General features: G+C 45.4%; 17 protein-coding genes, 1 tRNA gene and 1 riboswitch. Of the genes, 7 read left to right on the forward strand and 11 right to left on the reverse strand.

Annotated features, from left to right (window positions below; genetic code table 11):
• Nucleotides 1–88 precede the first annotated feature (88 nt).
• The 9 genes from L9Q39_RS05170 to L9Q39_RS05210 all read right to left on the reverse strand — a co-directional run bounded on the left by L9Q39_RS05170 (nt 89) and on the right by L9Q39_RS05210 (nt 7,629).
• Entirely contained in the window at nt 89–778 is a 690-nt protein-coding gene (locus tag L9Q39_RS05170) for an electron transport complex subunit E (RefSeq protein ID WP_237484043.1), read from the reverse strand.
• Nucleotides 779–781: 3 nt separating this feature from the next.
• Nucleotides 782–1,408, reverse strand: a complete 627-nt coding sequence (gene rsxG, locus L9Q39_RS05175) for an electron transport complex subunit RsxG (protein WP_237484044.1) — start codon at nt 1,406–1,408, stop codon at nt 782–784.
• 5 nt (nt 1,409–1,413) lie between these two features.
• Entirely contained in the window at nt 1,414–2,460 is a 1,047-nt protein-coding gene (gene rsxD, locus L9Q39_RS05180; protein ID WP_237484045.1) for an electron transport complex subunit RsxD, read from the reverse strand.
• Complete coding sequence (gene rsxC, locus L9Q39_RS05185) at nt 2,460–4,784, reverse strand: electron transport complex subunit RsxC (protein ID WP_237484046.1); 2,325 nt, start codon at nt 4,782–4,784, stop codon at nt 2,460–2,462. The genes rsxD and rsxC overlap by 1 nt, the downstream gene beginning before the upstream one ends.
• Before the next feature lie 8 nt (nt 4,785–4,792).
• Nucleotides 4,793–5,371, reverse strand: a complete 579-nt coding sequence (gene rsxB, locus L9Q39_RS05190) for an electron transport complex subunit RsxB (RefSeq protein WP_237484047.1) — start codon at nt 5,369–5,371, stop codon at nt 4,793–4,795.
• The gene (gene rsxA / locus L9Q39_RS05195; protein ID WP_237484048.1) at nt 5,371–5,952 is read right to left on the reverse strand and encodes an electron transport complex subunit RsxA; all 582 of its coding nucleotides are present in this window, start codon (nt 5,950–5,952) and stop codon (nt 5,371–5,373) included. Before rsxA ends, rsxB begins: the two co-directional genes overlap by 1 nt.
• A 216-nt stretch (nt 5,953–6,168) precedes the next feature.
• Nucleotides 6,169–6,244 (reverse strand) — tRNA-Asn (locus tag L9Q39_RS05200).
• A 460-nt stretch (nt 6,245–6,704) separates the two neighbouring features.
• Entirely contained in the window at nt 6,705–7,013 is a 309-nt protein-coding gene (locus L9Q39_RS05205; protein WP_290369123.1) for a S24 family peptidase, read from the reverse strand.
• Nucleotides 7,014–7,086: 73 nt separating this feature from the next.
• Nucleotides 7,087–7,629 carry a hypothetical protein gene (locus L9Q39_RS05210; RefSeq protein WP_237484050.1) on the reverse strand — a complete coding sequence of 181 codons (543 nt, stop codon included), beginning with the start codon at nt 7,627–7,629 and terminating at the stop codon, nt 7,087–7,089.
• Between the two features lie 412 nt (nt 7,630–8,041).
• Here L9Q39_RS05210 and L9Q39_RS05215 point away from each other — a divergent pair, with 412 nt between their 5' ends.
• The 3 genes from L9Q39_RS05215 to L9Q39_RS20690 all read left to right on the forward strand — a co-directional run bounded on the left by L9Q39_RS05215 (nt 8,042) and on the right by L9Q39_RS20690 (nt 9,747).
• Nucleotides 8,042–8,656, forward strand: a complete 615-nt coding sequence (locus L9Q39_RS05215) for an SLATT domain-containing protein (protein ID WP_290369124.1) — start codon at nt 8,042–8,044, stop codon at nt 8,654–8,656.
• 140 nt (nt 8,657–8,796) lie between these two features.
• Nucleotides 8,797–9,252 (forward strand): hypothetical protein, encoded by a 456-nt coding sequence (locus L9Q39_RS05220; RefSeq protein ID WP_237484052.1) that lies wholly within the window; start codon nt 8,797–8,799, stop codon nt 9,250–9,252.
• Between the two features lie 285 nt (nt 9,253–9,537).
• A complete protein-coding gene (locus tag L9Q39_RS20690; protein WP_354004652.1) occupies nt 9,538–9,747 on the forward strand; it encodes a phage protein GemA/Gp16 family protein in 210 nt (69 codons plus the stop codon).
• Nucleotides 9,748–9,805: 58 nt separating this feature from the next.
• Here the strand turns inward: L9Q39_RS20690 and L9Q39_RS05225 are convergent, their stop codons facing one another.
• Nucleotides 9,806–10,360 carry a hypothetical protein gene (locus L9Q39_RS05225; RefSeq protein ID WP_237484053.1) on the reverse strand — a complete coding sequence of 185 codons (555 nt, stop codon included), beginning with the start codon at nt 10,358–10,360 and terminating at the stop codon, nt 9,806–9,808.
• Nucleotides 10,361–11,233: 873 nt separating this feature from the next.
• Between L9Q39_RS05225 and uvrB the strand changes: the two genes are divergently transcribed.
• From uvrB to L9Q39_RS05240, 3 genes are all read left to right on the forward strand, one after another.
• Nucleotides 11,234–13,264, forward strand: coding sequence for an excinuclease ABC subunit UvrB (gene uvrB, locus L9Q39_RS05230; protein WP_237484054.1), 2,031 nt, complete (start codon nt 11,234–11,236; stop codon nt 13,262–13,264).
• 112 nt (nt 13,265–13,376) lie between these two features.
• A complete protein-coding gene (luxO, locus tag L9Q39_RS05235; RefSeq protein WP_237484055.1) occupies nt 13,377–14,774 on the forward strand; it encodes a quorum-sensing sigma-54 dependent transcriptional regulator LuxO in 1,398 nt (465 codons plus the stop codon).
• Nucleotides 14,775–14,779: 5 nt separating this feature from the next.
• A complete protein-coding gene (locus L9Q39_RS05240; protein WP_237484056.1) occupies nt 14,780–15,118 on the forward strand; it encodes an Hpt domain-containing protein in 339 nt (112 codons plus the stop codon).
• 155 nt (nt 15,119–15,273) lie between these two features.
• Here the strand turns inward: L9Q39_RS05240 and yvcK are convergent, their stop codons facing one another.
• The gene (gene yvcK / locus L9Q39_RS05245) at nt 15,274–16,158 is read right to left on the reverse strand and encodes a uridine diphosphate-N-acetylglucosamine-binding protein YvcK (protein WP_237484057.1); all 885 of its coding nucleotides are present in this window, start codon (nt 16,156–16,158) and stop codon (nt 15,274–15,276) included.
• 191 nt (nt 16,159–16,349) lie between these two features.
• Nucleotides 16,350–16,484, forward strand: a riboswitch (molybdenum cofactor riboswitch).
• Here yvcK and moaA point away from each other — a divergent pair.
• A complete protein-coding gene (moaA, locus tag L9Q39_RS05250; RefSeq protein WP_237484058.1) occupies nt 16,473–17,462 on the forward strand; it encodes a GTP 3',8-cyclase MoaA in 990 nt (329 codons plus the stop codon). (Overlaps the previous riboswitch by 12 nt.)
• Nucleotides 17,463–17,507: the final 45 nt, after the last annotated feature.

The following is a 17,507-nucleotide window of genomic DNA, read 5'->3' on the forward strand; positions in this document are numbered from 1 at the left end:
AGCCACTTTACTTCCTAGTCATCGTGTGCCTGTACTTCTTTGTCGTGCACTTATTTTTCGTGCACTTATTTATCGAGTAATAGTCACATTAATTGGTCACGCGAGCCCGCTCTATGGGGGCTTTCTGTTGTTTTGGTTGTCTTTGAGCAATAAAGTGGTCGATGATGTTTTTAAGTGCGATTAAAAAGCCCACGCCGATAAAGGCACCGGGTGGCAATAAAGCGAGTAAAAACTGGCTATCGAATTGAAAAATTTCAATGCGTAACATCGATGCCCAATCCCCAAGTAGCAAATCGGCACCATCGAACAGTGTGCCATTGCCAATGATCTCGCGCATCGCGCCGAGTATGACGAGAGCCAATGTCATCCCTAATCCCATCCAAAAGCCATCCAATGCGGATTTAGCCGGTGTATTCTTTGAAGCAAAGGCTTCGGCTCGACCAATGATGATACAGTTGGTTACGATCAGGGGAATAAAGATGCCTAAAGAGAGGTACAACCCGTAAGCGTATGCGTTCATGAGCAACTGGACACAGGTAACGAGGGCGGCAATGATCATCACAAACACCGGAATACGGACTTCGTTAGGAACGTAGTTACGGATCAGCGACACGGTGACATTAGAGCCGACCAATACCAGTAGGGTGGCGATACCTAAACCTAACGCATTCGTTACAGTCGAAGATACCGCGAGCAAAGGACACAAACCAAGAAGTTGCACTAAGGCCGGGTTGTTGTCCCAGAGTCCATTTTTTAACAGTTGCTTGTTACTATCCATGGCTTACTCCTCACAGCCTAATGTCTGTTGGTAAATCGTGCTGCGATTGTCGTTAATAAAGGTGGCGGTATTTTTGACAGCATGAACAACCGCGCGAGGCGTAATGGTTGCGCCAGTAAAGGAATCAAACATCCCGCCATCTTTTTTTACTGCCCATTGCGCTTGGTTTTGCTCTGTGATGGTTTTGCCACTAAAGCTGAGTATCCAGTCGCTAATTCGCAGATCGATCTTATCACCCAGTCCGGGCGTTTCTTGATGACTTAGAACGCGCGTTGCCAAAACGGTTCCTTGGTTGTCGATACCGACGATGATTTTGATTGCACCGTTATAGCCATCGGGAGCGATACTCTCTACAGCAATAGCCGCAGGCTGTCCTGCCAGTGTCGCGACATAAGCGTGTTGTGGCTCTGAGGAACCTAGCAGCGGACTACTGACCCAAGTGCAAGCCTGCGCCAGTTCATTATCATGTAAATCCTTTGGGATCACTTGATTCAGCGTCGCCGCTAATTGGGCTTGCTGTTGGTACTGAATCTGATCTTTGGTCAAGAATTGAGTCAAAGCGACTAACCCGGTTGATGCACAGGCAAATATCGCAAGGGTCAGCCCATTTTTTTTAATGGCATTCAACATGTTAGTTAGTGTCCATAGGTTCTTGGTTTAGTGTAATAATCAATCAGCGGAACGCACATATTTGCCAACAGTACCGCAAACGCCACGCCATCAGGGAAGCCTCCCCAAGCACGAATGATAAAAATCATCACCCCAATAAAAGCGCCATAGACCAATCGCCCTTTTTTGGTGGTTGAGGCGGAAACAGGATCGGTGGCAATAAAGAACGCCCCTAGCATGGTGGCACCAGATAACAGATGCAGGATAGGCGAGGCGGTTTCACCGGGCATAAATAACGCACAGAGACCACTGATTGCGAACAGTCCAGCTAACATGGCGACAGGAATATGCCATTGGATAACGCGTAGTTTTAATAACACCAAGCCACCCAGCAAGTAGCAGATATTGACCCATTGCCAGCCCACGCCAGCCAGTCCAGAAAATACCGAGTCTTGGGTTATCTCAGGCAGGGTGTTGCCATTTTTTAGCCCCGTCTTGATAGCATCGAGCGGTGTCGCCGCCGTTACGCCGTCGATGCCAGAGCGAATCTGTTGTAACGAGAAACCATTGATGTCGAATCCAGTAAAAATCACGGAAATAGCATCTACAAAACTGTAACTCGCCCCTTGCATCCCGGTCGCTGGCAGCCAGCTGGTCATCTGCAACGGAAATGAAATCAGTAACACCACATAGGCAACCATTGCTGGGTTAAATGGGTTTTGCCCAAGCCCCCCATAGAGCTGTTTAGCAATCACAATGGCAAAAATAAGACCTATGGTGATGACCCACCATGGCGATAACGGAGGGATCGCGATAGCCAGCAACCAACTAGTGACAAGCGCACTACCATCGTTGAGCGTGGCTGTTACTGGGCGCTTTCTTATCGCTAATACTGCGGCTTCCATCGCTAAGCCGATGACGAGTGCGAAGACGAGCTGAATCACCGTCCCCCATCCGAAGAAGTAAGTCTGAGCGACTAAACCCGGTAAAGCACACAGCGCGACGGCTTTCATAAGATCTGAAGTGCGCTTACGGTTGTGCGCGTGAGGTGAGCTAGCAATAAAAAAAGCCATTACTCATTTTCCTTATTAGTTGTTTTGCTTTGCGCTTTTTTTGCTTTAGCTCGAGCGATGGCAGCGGCAACGGCGGCTTTTTTGTCATCTTTTGGAGACTCATGATCCTGAGATGAGGCAGTTTGTTGTTCCGCTTTGCGTGCTTTAGCACGGGCAACCGCTGCAGCAACGGCAGCTTTTTTGTTGTCCTCAGGAGATTCGTCACTCTGAGATGAGGCAGTTTGTTGCTCCGCTTTGCGTGCTTTGGCACGGGCAACCGCCGCGGCAACAGCGGCTTTTTTACTTTCCTCTGGCGATTCATCCTCTTGAGATGAGGCTGCTTGCTGCTCTGCTTTGCGTGCTTTGGCACGGGCAATCGCTGCCGCGACAGCGTCTTTTTTGCTGTCGCCTTGAGATTCGTCACTCTGAGATGAGGCAGTTTGTTGTTCCGCTTTGCGTGCTTTGGCGCGGGCAATCGCTGCCGCGACAGCGTCTTTTTTGCTGTCAGCTTGAGGTTCATCACCTTGAGGTGAGCCTGCTTGTTGCTCTGCTTTGCGCGCTTTGGCTCGGGCGATCGCCGCGGCAACAACCGTCGATTTATCCGCGCCATTTTCCGCGCTTTCTTGGGCTTCGTTACTCGCTTTTTCCGCTTTACGTTCCCGAGCAAGGCGCTTGCGTTCTTCGCGCAGCTTATTCATTTCACTGTTATCAGGTTCCGCTTTTTGGCTCGCTAACGCTTCGGCTTGTTTGGCTTTGGCGCGAGCAATGGCGGCCGCAACGGCGGGTTTTGGCTGCGATGATGCGATATCACTGGTTTGTTTCGCCTTCACTCGAGCAATCGCTGCGGCGACCGCATCGCCATCGGTGCTTGCCTTCATCTGTTGGCGACGGGCATCAGCGGCTTGCTTAAAGCGATTTTCTCGCTCTTGCTTATCTCGCTCCATGCGCGCCTTTTTCTCTTCAAAACGTAATCGTGCGCGCTCAGCGGCTTCTGCTTCTTGGTTGCGGCTGCGAATCTCTGCTTTCGCTTGTCGGTAGTATTGAACCAGCGGAATTTCACTTGGGCAGACATAAGCGCAAGCCCCGCACTCAATGCAGTCTTTGATATTCAGCTCTTCACACTTATCGTATTCCGCCGATTTTGCATACCACTGTAGCTGTTGAGGGAGCAGCGAGGCAGGGCAAGCTTCAGCGCATTGGCTGCAACGAATACAGGGCATTTCATAGCTGTGGGGTGCGATCTCTTTGCGTGTTGGCGCCAGTATACAGTTGGATGTTTTAGTTATTGGCACATTAGCATGTGGCAAGGTAAAGCCCATCATGGGACCGCCCATGATCAGACGAGGCGATTTTTTGTCCGCTTGGTAGCTGTACTCATCAAGCAGGGCTTGCACCGGTGTGCCAATAAGCGTCCAAACATTTCTCGGCTGCGCAAAGGTATCACCGGTCAGGGTGACGACTCGTTGAATCAAAGGTTCGGCATCTAAAACCGCTTTTTTTACGCTGTACACCGAGCCGACGTTTTGTACCATCACTCCAATATCGGCTGGGATACCGCCGCTGGGGACTTCCAGGTTGGTGATAATTTTGATCAGCTGTTTTTCGCCACCGGACGGGTATTTGGTTGGAATCACACGAATAACAATATCAAGATGCTGTGCCGCTTGTTGCAATGCCTGTATTGCTTGCGGTTTATTGTCTTCAACACCAATGACGGTCAGTTTTGGTTCGAGTATATGTTCCAGCACTTCAATGCCAGCGATAATCTCGTCAGCAAAGTGCTGCATTAGGGTGTCGTCGGCGGTGATATACGGCTCGCACTCGGCGGCATTGATAATCAGCACGTCGGTACGTTTTTGTCCCGCTTGGATTTTTTTAGCCGTTGGGAAGCCTGCGCCACCCATACCAGAGACACCGGCTTGGCGAATGATTTCTATCAGTTGTTCCGGTGTATGCTGCTGATAGTTTTCAATCGGCGTTTTGTCGATCCACTGATCTTGACCATTAGGCTGCAAGACAATGCACAACTCACTTAAACCCGATGGATGCGCCACCGTTCTGGGTTCAATAGCGACGATGATTCCTGACGTTGAGGCATGTACTGGCAGCATCATGGCGGCATTCACTTCCGTTAGGCACTGACCTTTAAGTACGGTATCTCCGACAGAGACGAGAATATCGCCCGGTTTACCGATGTGCTGTTTGATCGGAATGACCAACTCACTAGGTATAATGGCTTCGGCAATCGCCGTTTGGTTCGATTGGGTTTTATTTTCGACAGGGTGCACGCCACCAGGAAAATCCCATAACAGACCAGATTGAATTTGTTCTATTAGTGATAACATACGGCTTCCTAGTGTGCTTGCTTTTGTTGTGTCGCGTCAGTGATGTCTTTCACTGGGATCATATTGAGTTGCCACTTCCAACTGTCGGTCGTCTCTTTCACCTCAATCATTTCTATACAATCAGTAGGGCACGGAGCGACACAAAGATCACAGCCTGTGCATTCGTCTTTTATGACGGTATGCAACGCTTTGGTTCCGCCGACGATGGCGTCCACGGGGCAAGCTTGAATGCATTTAGTACAGCCAATACACATGTCTTCATGAATAAACGCCACGGTCTTAACGGCTTCTTCCTCATGAGCGGACTCTTGAGCGTCAACCCCCATCAGATCGGCAAGTTTTTCGATGGTGGCTTGACCACCCGGTGGACACTTGTTGATGTCATCGCCACTAGCAATGGCTTCTGCGTATGGACGACAGCCGGGGTAACCGCATTGACCACATTGCGTTTGAGGCAAAATAGCGTCGATCTGTTCAACAATAGGATCGGATTCCACCTTAAATTTGATGGAAGCAAAGCCGAGGAGAATCCCGAAGATAGCGGCAAGAACGACAAGAGCAATCACTGAAATAACGATGGTATCCATTAAAGTTTCACCAACCCAGTAAAGCCCATGAAAGCCAATGACATTAAACCTGCGGTAATCATGGCAATAGAAGCGCCTTTGAAGGGCGCTGGAACGTCAGCAGCCGCAATACGTTCACGCATCGAAGCGAATAAAATCAGTACCAGAGAAAAGCCCAAGGCCGCACCAAAACCATAGATAATCGATTCGATAAAGTTATGATTTTCATTGATATTCAGCAAGGCGACACCCAAAACCGCGCAATTGGTGGTAATTAGGGGCAAGAAGATGCCGAGCAAGCGATAGAGTGTTGGGCTGGTTTTATGTACCACCATCTCAGTGAACTGCACCACGACCGCGATCACTAAGATAAAGCTCATCGTACGCAGATAGGAGATACTCAGCGGCTCGAGTACGTATGTCTCAACCAGATAAGCGCAGACAGAAGCGAGCGTTAGCACAAATGTCGTGGCTAACCCCATGCCAATAGCGGTTTCTAGCTTTTTAGAGACCCCCATAAAAGGGCATAAGCCAAGGAATTTTACCAGTACAAAGTTGTTGACGAGAACCGTGCCTACCAACAACAAAAGATATTCGGTCATAAATAGTCGATGTAAAGAGCTGTGATCTCCCTATTATCCTGTTTTGCGCGCCGAATAACAACCGGATAAAGCTAGGGTTTTATCCATTCGGCCAAGGGACATGCAGTGACAGGCGAGAGGCATATTGTTCTCAGAGTGTAGTCGTTACGGTGCGGCAGGGAAAGTGTGTATGACAGAAAGCAAAAAAGACGCCGTAAAAGGCGTCTTTTTCTAATTTGGCTCCCCCTGCGGGACTCGAACCTGCGACATACGGATTAACAGTCCGCCGTTCTACCAACTGAACTAAGGGGGAAAAGTTGATGGCGGGAATACTAACACCACCATTTGGCAAAATCTAGACTGAAAATAAAAAAATTAACCGACGACGTGCTGTTTGACGAATAAATGGTCGATTGTGGTAATGTAGCCCTTGCTCAGGATGCCAAAATGACCGCGTGCGTGAGAGCATTTCTGGGTGGTCGCAAGACTAATACTCGACGGTGGCTTGTGTCGATTGCAGTCGACACAACGCAAAGGATTGCTATTTTAAAAACTGTAACCCACCACATAGAATGATAACTAAGGAATAGCTAGGAACAAACCGGATTAGGTCGGCAACGCCTTGTTTTTCAAAGGGGTGAGGCTATATTCAGCGATGAAAGTTAAAAGCCGCAAGAAATGAGAAACGACGCGGATCTACTTTCATTACACCGCGTGGATTTAGAAAACGGATGATATGAGCACAATCATCCGATTCTATGTTTTGAGAGCGTTTAAAGATCAGTTGCCCGTTGAACGACCTTACCAACGATGCACAGCTCGTTGAGTTGTTCTTTCGGAACGGCAATAGGTCCATAGTCTTTATTGTCACTAATCAGCACCAAAGAACCGTCAAAGCTCTTCTGGATTCTTTTAGCGTAAAGCTCATCACCAAGTCTAACCACATAGATATGACCATCAATAGGCACTCTTGATTCAGTATCAATCAGTAGTGAGTCGTTATCTGTAATGGTATCAGCCATTGAGTCGCCCTTTACAAACACGACTACTCTCCTCGGACTGTACAGAAATGTATTAAGCATCACGCACCAGAGCGGGTGACGTTGAGTAAGTTGCTCTTTCTCGATATTTATAATGACAAACAGTATAGGTTAGCTAAAGAGCTTCGCGGTTGTTGGAATCCCAATATTTTGTGAATCCTAATGCAGTAAATTCAATTCTCTTAAACTCTTCCCAGTAGTTAGTTTCAACCGTTACCGATTTGCTTTTTTTAAATTGATTGACGACGAACTGTAAACCCTCGTATGTTTGGGGTCTAAAGTAAACCATCGAAGGTCTCTCTTCCGTTCCAGCCACACAAAAACCTGTCATTTTCACAGGCTGGTTATTAAACTTATGAACCGAAACTCCTTTTATCACGTGCTGACCTTCATTATTCAGGTCTTTTAACCTGTCATAGTCACAAATGCTCCGCGTTTCGTCATTAATCGAAAAGTAGTAAAAAAACGTAGTGATATTTCCTCTACTATCTCTGCTAACTTCTGCTACGCCAACTTTACTCAATTCAATGTCTTCATCAAAATTAAACATCATTACTTTGCCATTTGACCAAGAATTATCAGGTGCAATAACCCAAGCGGAATCAGCTAAGGCACTGAAACTAAATATAAAAATAAATATAGTAATTGTGTATTTCATTAACAGTTCTTTCTATGTTTTTTATGCAAATTTAAACTGTACATTATACCCAATTGGCACAGCTCGGAAAAACTTAGAGTCATTCAGAAATGTAAATGCTTGGTCAAATCTTTAGCAGCTGGTTAGATTTGTTTGCTCGATGTGACAAGGGCTGACGGGTTACCTTGGCTCAAGCTTACGTCTCTTAGAGTATTCTACCTAGTTCATTTTCGTAGCCCTAATTTAGGCAAATATAGAAAATGATTGATTTCTAGTTTGCTATGGTGACTTTTCCCACAATTATTTGTTCATACTTCACATGATTCGCCATAGGTGTTGAATTGCATATGAGCTTTGAGCATGATATACGGAAAGAAAAGTCGGAATTATTCCGTCTAATAAGCGTTAAGCGTATTTGAGAAATGAGGAAAAATTGGATACATATCAATATCTATATAAAAGAGTATCGGTGACATCGAAAGCTCGCTATGAAGCTAGTCGGCGCCTACGTTCACAAAGTTGGTTCTCACAATGGACTTTAGCTTATATGGCTATAGGTCAAATTATATTGTCAATGTTACCCATCTTTGAGTTAACCACCACATCGATATCAAGTAATGCTCAGAATGCAGTAGCTGTGTTTTTTGCAGTAGTAGTACTAGCGTACTCTCTATTGCTTGGTATGGGAGATTTCTCTGCACGATCAGCCAAAATACATCAATGTGGTTTGGAATTAGCTGAACTAGCAAGAGAATTGAAATTCATGGTCGACAGCAAGGCTAAGGTCGGCAGGAAGGAGTATCTTAGTTACGTGGGTCGCTACTATCAGTGTTTAGGGCGTTACGAAAACCATAGTTCTCATGACTACACTGTTGCCAAAAAAGAGCATAAGAATGAATCGGCTAAAGAGGAAGACACTAAGATTGATTGGTATGTAAACTTAGGCTGGACAGCCAAAATTTTTCTATATCGTATTTGGGACTTTTGTCATTATCCAATATCAATATTGATCATAACGGTCTGGATATACACAGTTTGTTCATCGTAGAAAATACGCTTAACAAACAATTCAAGCAGACTCGCAATATTCGGCACTTTCGGTTTGAATTGACTTAAGTGTTTGCGGCACAATAGTTTCGTTAGGTGGGTATTGCTCACTTAATTGGACGTATGTGCTTGAGAGGTACAATGAAAATACCGACAGATTTAAAAATATTAGAGTACATTTTTAATCATTATATGGATGATTACTTGACTTATGAAACAACCAAAAATAGAGAAGCCAAAATCCATGTCCCAATCGATATAGACCATGTTGCCAAGCATTTTGATATCGAAGGAGATTTAGTTTTTGGTCGCCTTTATTATCATTTAAATCCTAAATATCAACATGACAATTCTGACGGCATTACAAACTATTTGTTCAATTTGTCCGTGGGCAGAGACCGACATTGCATAAATTTCCCTATGCTGTCATCTATTGTTGCAGATCTGTCAAATGAGCATAGCCGTTTTAAATTGTCGTTAAATGTTGCAATATTAGCGGCGATAGTTTCTATTTTTTCTCTGGGGGTGGCAATCAAGTCAGAACTACTTAATAGTACAAATCAGATAGTTGAAGTAATAGACGAACAACGCAAATAACAGGTATTTAAGAGTAATTTCAACTCTTGGCATTTTGGGTTTGGGTCTAATAATAGATCTATTCATCGAAATCGTTCTACCTAGACTCAAGCTAGCCTTCTGTTCGACTAGCCAGAACATCTATAACACCCCCCAAAAAGCCATGCTTCAACATGGCTTTTTACATCGCAACCCCTGCCTGTAACTTCATGGAAATCTTACTATCAACGATACCCATAAACTTTCTGCTGTTCTTAAGCTTGGCAATAAACGTAACGTCTTTTTTGTTACCGTCAAGCACTGCGCCTGCCTAGCCAAGAGTACCGAGACCGTTCAGAGGCAGCGCTAAACAAATACACGCGCCGCATTTTGAGGCATCAACAACATAAAGTGGATTGCAATGCTTGGTGTGACGAGTATCAAGCGTCTCAAGTTCTTGAAGCTCTTAAACGCTGGCACCGCCGAGTTATGATTGATGAGCTAAAAGCTAAGGGTTGGCAACCTTCGCTGTTCTAGTGTCGGTGACCAATAAATTTTGTTCGGAAATGGGTAACTTTACTAAAATCATCAGCACTTATAATCGATATAACTCCTGACGATAGCTTTCTAAAGTTTCATCATCAATATAGGTGATGAATGGGTCAACTGACCCCTGATTCTTGTACAAGCAGATCATTTTGAAGATCGTTCTTCCGACTAGTTTGATAAAACTATTATCAAATCTATCTCTAGCCGTTTTCTCGTACAGGTATCGACCATTAAAGAAAACGTCCCGATACGCTTTGATTATCTCTATGTCTCGCTCATTGAATAGATGTGTTTTGATGGTTAATGGCACATTATCTAACAATGACACTAAATCGTGATTTTCTCTGGGCTTATTGCTTCGGTTGTATGCATACTTGGTAATGTGTTCACTTTGAACTTCAGTTTCTACCGAATTGAAACTTTTGAGTATGATTTCTAATGCTAAACCAGATATTACGGAATGAACGCAATACAAGCTATTTCTGCTTGAATCTGTGCACATCGTATGAAAGTCGAAGGCCTTCTCTAGCATTTGTTCTCTTGGCTTAAGCTTTTCACAGTCTATCTGTGTATGTGAATTGTTGAGGTTAATAACTGCCATTCAAGATACCTTTGTTGTTATGGTACACGTCATCTCTTGCAATACTAAAATAGAGGTTTCAATTCGGTTGATGCAGCCCGCCTAATACTGTTAGCTTTGATCGGCTATAGTAAATCCGTAAGAAGATAGGCGATAAAGTATGCCATCGTAATGCTCGATTACTTGAGCAGGTTTAAGTTCATTTATAATAGATTTAGCTTGTGCGATGTTACGTTGCTAAACACTTAGTAACTTGTATTGCTTCTTCACTTAGCTTCATGTATTCGAACCTCTTTCTGGTTAATTTGTGAACATTATATCGGCGAGTTTTTTGGTTGTAAAAAACCTGACAGTATTGGCTTAGTCTAAAACGATGTTAGCAAAGAATGGGGAAAAAGCATGCCAGAGTGCCAAACAGTAACGTTCTGGACACTTTTAAGGCAGAAAGTGAAACGGGTTAAAAATCAGACTGTAACGACTTGGGACAATTGCTATTTTAAAAACAGTGACTTGCTTCCATCACGGCGATAAAAAACAGATAAAATGGTCTTTACTTTTCTGGATGCCTTGTCTCATCAGAGTCGGAGTTAGTTATCCACCAAATTTGTGGATAAACTTGTTAATAGTGGTACTTTAAGACGATTGAGCAAGATTGTATGACAAATAATTTGTGAATAACTTTGTCAGTGATTATTTAAGTGGCTGTTTTGCTTATTTTTATATTTAGGTTGTTGATTGGTGTCCTTATTTGTTCGTCAATTCAATCGCTAAAGTCTCAGTAAGTTGGGGAAAAAGTGTGGAAAACCTGAGAAATGTTTTTCAACGCGCGACTTGAGGTTGCAAATTTTGTCAGCTAGATGTGAAATACAGCCAAGAATCAAAAAGGGCGCATTCATGGATAAATATTTTCAACTCTCCTCTGAGTATCAACCCTCAGGAGATCAACCAGCAGCGATAGAGAAACTGTTTGATGGCTTGGAGTCAGGGTTAGCTCACCAAACCTTATTAGGAGTGACGGGCTCGGGCAAAACATTCACATTGGCGAATGTGATAGCGCAAGCACAGCGCCCGGCAATAGTGTTAGCCCCGAATAAGACGCTGGCGGCACAGCTTTATGGTGAGATGAAGTCTTTCTTTCCAAATAATGCGGTTGAATATTTTGTTTCTTACTATGATTACTATCAACCGGAAGCGTATGTGCCGACCACGGATACCTTTATAGAAAAAGACTCTTCTGTGAATGCGCATATCGAACAGATGAGGCTATCAGCGACTAAGGCACTGCTAGAGCGTAAAGATGCCATTATTGTCGCCTCTGTATCGGCGATTTATGGCCTGGGCGATCCCGATTCTTATCTAAAAATGATGCTGCACGTTACCCGAGGCGATGTTATCGATCAGCGCGCGATCCTAAGACGCTTAGCAGAGCTACAATATACCCGTAACGATATGACCTTTGAACGGGGTCATTTCAGAGTACGTGGCGAGGTGATTGACATATTCCCGGCAGAATCTGAGCAAGAGGCGGTTCGCTTGGAGATGTTTGATGAAGAGGTTGAGTGCATTAGCTTATTTGACCCGTTAACCGGGGCGATTACCCAAAGAGATCTCGCTCGTTTCACTATTTATCCCAAAACGCACTATGTCACCCCAAGAGAACGTATCCTTGAGGCGATTGAAAATATTAAATTGGAACTCGCTCAGCGCCAACAGTTTCTCAAAGACAGTAACAAACTGCTGGAAGAGCAGCGTATTAGTCAACGGACCCAGTTCGATATCGAGATGATGAATGAGCTGGGCTTTTGCTCGGGTGTTGAAAACTACTCAAGATACCTCAGTGGTCGCAGTGAAGGGGAGCCGCCACCGACGCTATTTGACTATCTGCCAGCCGATGGTCTACTTATCATTGACGAATCCCATGTTACCGTGCCACAAATTGGTGCGATGTATAAAGGCGACCGATCTCGCAAGGAGACATTAGTCGAGTACGGTTTTAGATTGCCGTCAGCATTGGATAACCGCCCACTGAAATTTGACGAATTTGAGAGCTTAGCGCCGCAGACGATTTTTGTTTCCGCGACACCAGGACCTTACGAATTGGAGAAATCGGGCACTGATATTGCTGACCAAGTGGTTCGCCCTACCGGTTTGTTGGACCCAGAAATTGAAGTCAGACCAGTCGCGACTCAAGTTGATGATTTACTCTCAGAAGTAAGAGCTCGCGCCGCAATTGAGGAGCGAGTGCTCGTCACCACGCTGACCAAAAGGATGGCAGAAGATCTCACCGAGTACTTGGCTGAGCACGATGTGCGGGTTCGCTATCTGCACTCAGATATTGATACGGTTGAGCGTGTAGAAATCATTCGCGATCTGCGCTTAGGTGAGTTTGATGTTCTGGTGGGCATTAACTTGCTTCGTGAGGGTTTGGACATGCCAGAAGTTTCATTAGTTGCCATTCTTGATGCGGATAAAGAAGGCTTCTTGCGTTCGGAGCGCTCATTGATTCAGACCATAGGGCGAGCAGCACGTAACCTCAAAGGTAAAGCGATCCTTTATGGTGATACGATTACTAAGTCGATGAAAAGAGCGATTGACGAGACGGAACGTCGCAGAGAAAAGCAGGATGCCTACAACAAACAGCATAATCTGGTACCTCAAGCGCTAAAACGCAACGTTAAAGATATTATGGAGCTCGGTAGCGTCACCAAAGGCAATAAAGCGAAGGCGAGTAAACAGGTTCCGTTGTCGAAAGTGGCAGAGCCTTCGCAAAGCTATGTCGCGTTGTCTCCACAAGATATTGAGAAGCAGATCCAAGCGCTTGAAACGCAGATGTACCAGCACGCACAGAACCTAGAATTTGAAGCAGCCGCAGAAAAACGTGATGAGATAGAGAAGCTTCGACAACATTTCATCGTAAATAGTTAACATTAAACAAGCTCTTTGATAGCCTTATAAAAAATATTATTAAAATGACCGCCTTGTGCTTAACGAATACACGGGGCAGTCGATACAACACAACGATAGTTAACTAGGACTTATGCAAAATAACCTTACCGAACCTAAGTCGCGCTATCTACTGATGGTAGAAGACACCGCTTCGGTTGCTGCACTTTATCGGTCATACTTAGCCCCTTTAGGTATTGATATCAATATTGTTGGCAATGGACGCGATGCGATAGACAGTCTTGCCCATAGAACGCCAGACTTAATTTTGCTCGACCTGCGCCTGCCTGACATGACCGGTATGGATGTGTTGGATAAAGTGACACAGTTCAACCCCGATGTTCCGGTGATCTTTATGACCGCCCATGGTTCGATTGATACTGCGGTCGATGCCATGCAGCATGGGGCGCAAGATTTTTTGATTAAACCCTGTGAACCTGACCGCTTAAGGATCACGGTGACTAATGCCATCCGCAAAGCCTCCAAGCTAAAGCAAGAGTTTAACGATACAGGTACTCAGACCTATCAAGGCTTTATTGGCAGTAGCCAAACCATGCTAGCGGTTTATCGCACCATTGACTCTGCCGCTTCGAGTAAAGCCAGTATCTTTATCACCGGGGAAAGTGGTACGGGTAAAGAGGTGTGCGCTGAGGCAATTCACGCCGCCAGTAAAAGAGGGGATAAACCGTTTATTGCCATTAACTGTGCCGCGATTCCTAAGGATCTTATTGAGAGCGAACTGTTTGGTCACGTCAAAGGCGCATTTACTGGAGCAGCAGGTGACAGACAAGGGGCTGCAGAGCTTGCCGATGGCGGCACCTTGTTTCTTGATGAACTGTGTGAGATGGATTTAGAGCTACAGACTAAATTGTTGCGCTTTATTCAGACTGGTACGTTTCAGAAAGTGGGATCTTCAAGCATGAAGAAAGTCGATGTCCGCTTTGTTTGTGCGACTAACCGTGACCCTTGGCAAGAGGTTCAAGCCGGTCGTTTTCGAGAAGATTTGTATTACCGCCTTTATGTTATCCCACTTCATCTGCCGCCCTTGCGAGAGCGTGAAGACGACGTCATCGAAATTGCCTACTCTTTACTAGGTTTCATGTCTTATGAAGAAGGGAAAAGTTTTGTTCGCTTTGCGCCTGAAGTGATTGAGCGATTTACGCAATACGAATGGCCGGGCAATGTCCGCCAGTTGCAAAATGTGCTGCGTAACGTTGTGGTACTTAATCAGGGCAAAGAGATCCGTCTTGATATGCTGCCACCGCCACTCAATGTGCCAATTGAAGAAGATAAGGTGGTCGCTCAGGTAACAAGTAGCCACTTAACACCGGAAAATATCTTGCCACTGTCCAAGATAGAGCGAATAGCGATAGAAAGTGCCATTAAAGCCTGTGATGGCAATATCCCTCAAGCGGCTAAGTATTTGGATGTGAGTCCATCGACGATTTACCGTAAGATTCAAGCCTGGACGGCGAATGAGGCACAAGCATAATGGAGATGAATACCAAAACCATCGACTCTTTGCGTAATGAAATCGGGGCGGATAACCTACCGATTTTACTGGGGATATTTACCTCAGAGCTTGAACAGTATCAAGCCGCGTTGACCACAGAGACAGAGCAGGCAAGTCAGTTCCAAGAAATTTGCCATTCATTGAAAAGTAGCGCAGCCAGTTTTGGCGCTGAAGATCTTTGTCAGGTGGCGACGGAGGTCGACGACGAAGTCAAGGATGGCGCGTATCGTCACGACCTAGCAAGGGTTGATGCGTTCTTACTGCTGTTACAGCGTACACTTGGCTGTTATCAACAAGTCCTTGCCACGCTGGAGTCTGATTAATATCAACCATCACAGTGGCTCAACCGAGTCGTCACTGTGATGGTTGTTGCTTTATGTTGTCCCCTCGATATTTTGTTCACTCAATATTTTGCTCAGCCAATGTTTATCTCAACTCAATGTTTTCCTTAAGTTAATATTTCCCCTTAAGTCGATGTTTACATTAAGCTAATGATCGCTTGCTTCAATTTATCCCTGTCGTGACGCCAGTCTCGATTGGATGACGCGAGAGGTGTGGTGACAAAATTCCATTTATCTTCAATTTCTGGGTGAGGATCTTGCCCTAAAATAATGTCCAATTTTCGACCATGCATGGCGCGCTCACACCAAGTAATCTTTTGTTCAAGCGTCATTCGCCCCGCGGGACCATACTCCGGTGATAGGTTCTCAACAAAGATGAGTTTGGCTTGTCGATTTTGTTCTAGCGCACGGCTTAACTCAGGCAGCAGCAACGGCGGCATAATACTGGTGAGAAAGCTACCCGGCCCCAGTACAATGCAGTCGGCGTGCTCAATGGCTTCAACCGCTTCTTTGGTCGCCGGAACGCTGGGGTCGAGATCAAGTCTTAACAAATCTTCTTCTGCGACATCAACGCTGGTTTCTCCAGTGATCCATGCGCCCTTGGTTGTCAGCGCGGTGAGATCAGAAGGATGTTCAGACATGGGGATAATATTGACATCGACCTTTAACATCCCGCGGATCAGGTTGATCGCTTCCAGCGGTCTGACCGAGAGGTTATCTAATGCCGTTAACATTAAATTGCCTAGGTTATGTCCATGTAAGTCGCCACGACCTTTAAAGCGGTATTCAAACATCATCGAACTGATTGAGGGCTCAGTAATCAACTGATTGATACAGTTTCGGGTATCGCCCCATGCGATGCCGCCAAAGTTATCACGAATTATTCCGGTCGAACCGCCATTATCCGTCGTTGCGACGATGCCAGTAGCGTTACACCCAAACTCGCTGAGGGCGGCGAGTAATCGACCTAAACCGTGACCGCCGCCAACAGCGACGACACGCTTGGAATCAAATAGAGACATAGTGAGTAATTCTTTATGGTTATTTTATTGATGACATTTAGTGATGATAATAGGCGAAATGCTTGATGTCAGATACTCAACTATAATAAAACCATGAACGGATCCCGCATAATCTCTTTTGGTGCTGGAAAACCGAGTCAGAATTGAGTATTTTACTCATCATAGCTGTTATCGAGACAAGTTCCGTTAACTGCCATAAATAACTCCGAGCTTTGTTAGCTAAGTCGCGTTGATATGCTAGCTCAGCCAGTGGCTAAAGGTCACAAGGGCATGATTGGAAATGATTCTGCCTCCCGTGTTTGGAAAGGTGTTCCGTGGCGCAACAATTTGAAGATAAATTCCATCGCAAGTTTTATTACTTGCGTCTATCGGTTACAGACGTCTGTAACTTCCGATGTACATATTGCCTACCCGATGGCTACCAACCGCCAGGTCGAAAACGACCTGCTTTTTTGACGCTTGAAGAAATCAAACGCGTGGTGACGGCGTTCGCTGATTGCGGTACTTCTAAGGTCAGAATTACCGGTGGAGAGCCGAGTCTACGAAAAGATTTTCCACAGATTATCGAAGCGGTTGCGAATACGCAGGGTATTCGTAAGGTAGCGACGACGACCAATGGCTATCGCATGGCGAAGCAAGTGGCTACTTGGCGAGAGGCTGGGTTGACCCACATCAATGTCAGTGTTGATAGCCTAGATCCGCGTATGTTTCACCAGATCACCGGAGAAAATAAATTCTTCGATGTGATGGCTGGGATCGATCGTGCGCTGGAAATTGGTTACCCGCAGGTGAAAGTGAATGTGGTGTTGATGAAAGACCGCAACGCTAAGCAGCTTCCGGAGTTTCTACAGTGGATCAAGGATCGCCCGATCCAACTTCGCTTTATCGAATTGATGCAAACCGGTGAGATGGACGAGTTATTTAATAACCACCATGTCTCCGGGGTCGAAATTCGTAATCAATTGATTGCCAATGGCTGGATCTTAAAAGCGAAAGGTGAGAGTGATGGACCGGCACAGGTGTTTGTTCATGCCGATTATCAAGGTGAGATTGGCTTGATTATGCCTTACGAAAAGAACTTTTGTGAAAGCTGCAATCGCTTAAGAGTGTCGGCAATGGGTAAGCTGCATTTATGCCTGTTTGGTGAGCAAGGGGTGGATCTAAGAGATCTGCTGCAACACGACTCACAAGAGAACGCTCTGATTGAGCGCATTCAAACTCAATTACAAAACAAGTCGGTGAGTCATTTCCTCCACGATGGAAATTCGGGAATGACGCCGAACTTGGCATCTATTGGCGGTTAACTTTACCGCCAACTAACCATTTTTATTATTTTAGGGGTGAGCAAC

This window comes from Vibrio hippocampi, assembly GCF_921292975.1.
In the GTDB taxonomy this organism is placed as follows: Bacteria; Pseudomonadota; Gammaproteobacteria; order Enterobacterales; family Vibrionaceae; genus Vibrio; species Vibrio hippocampi.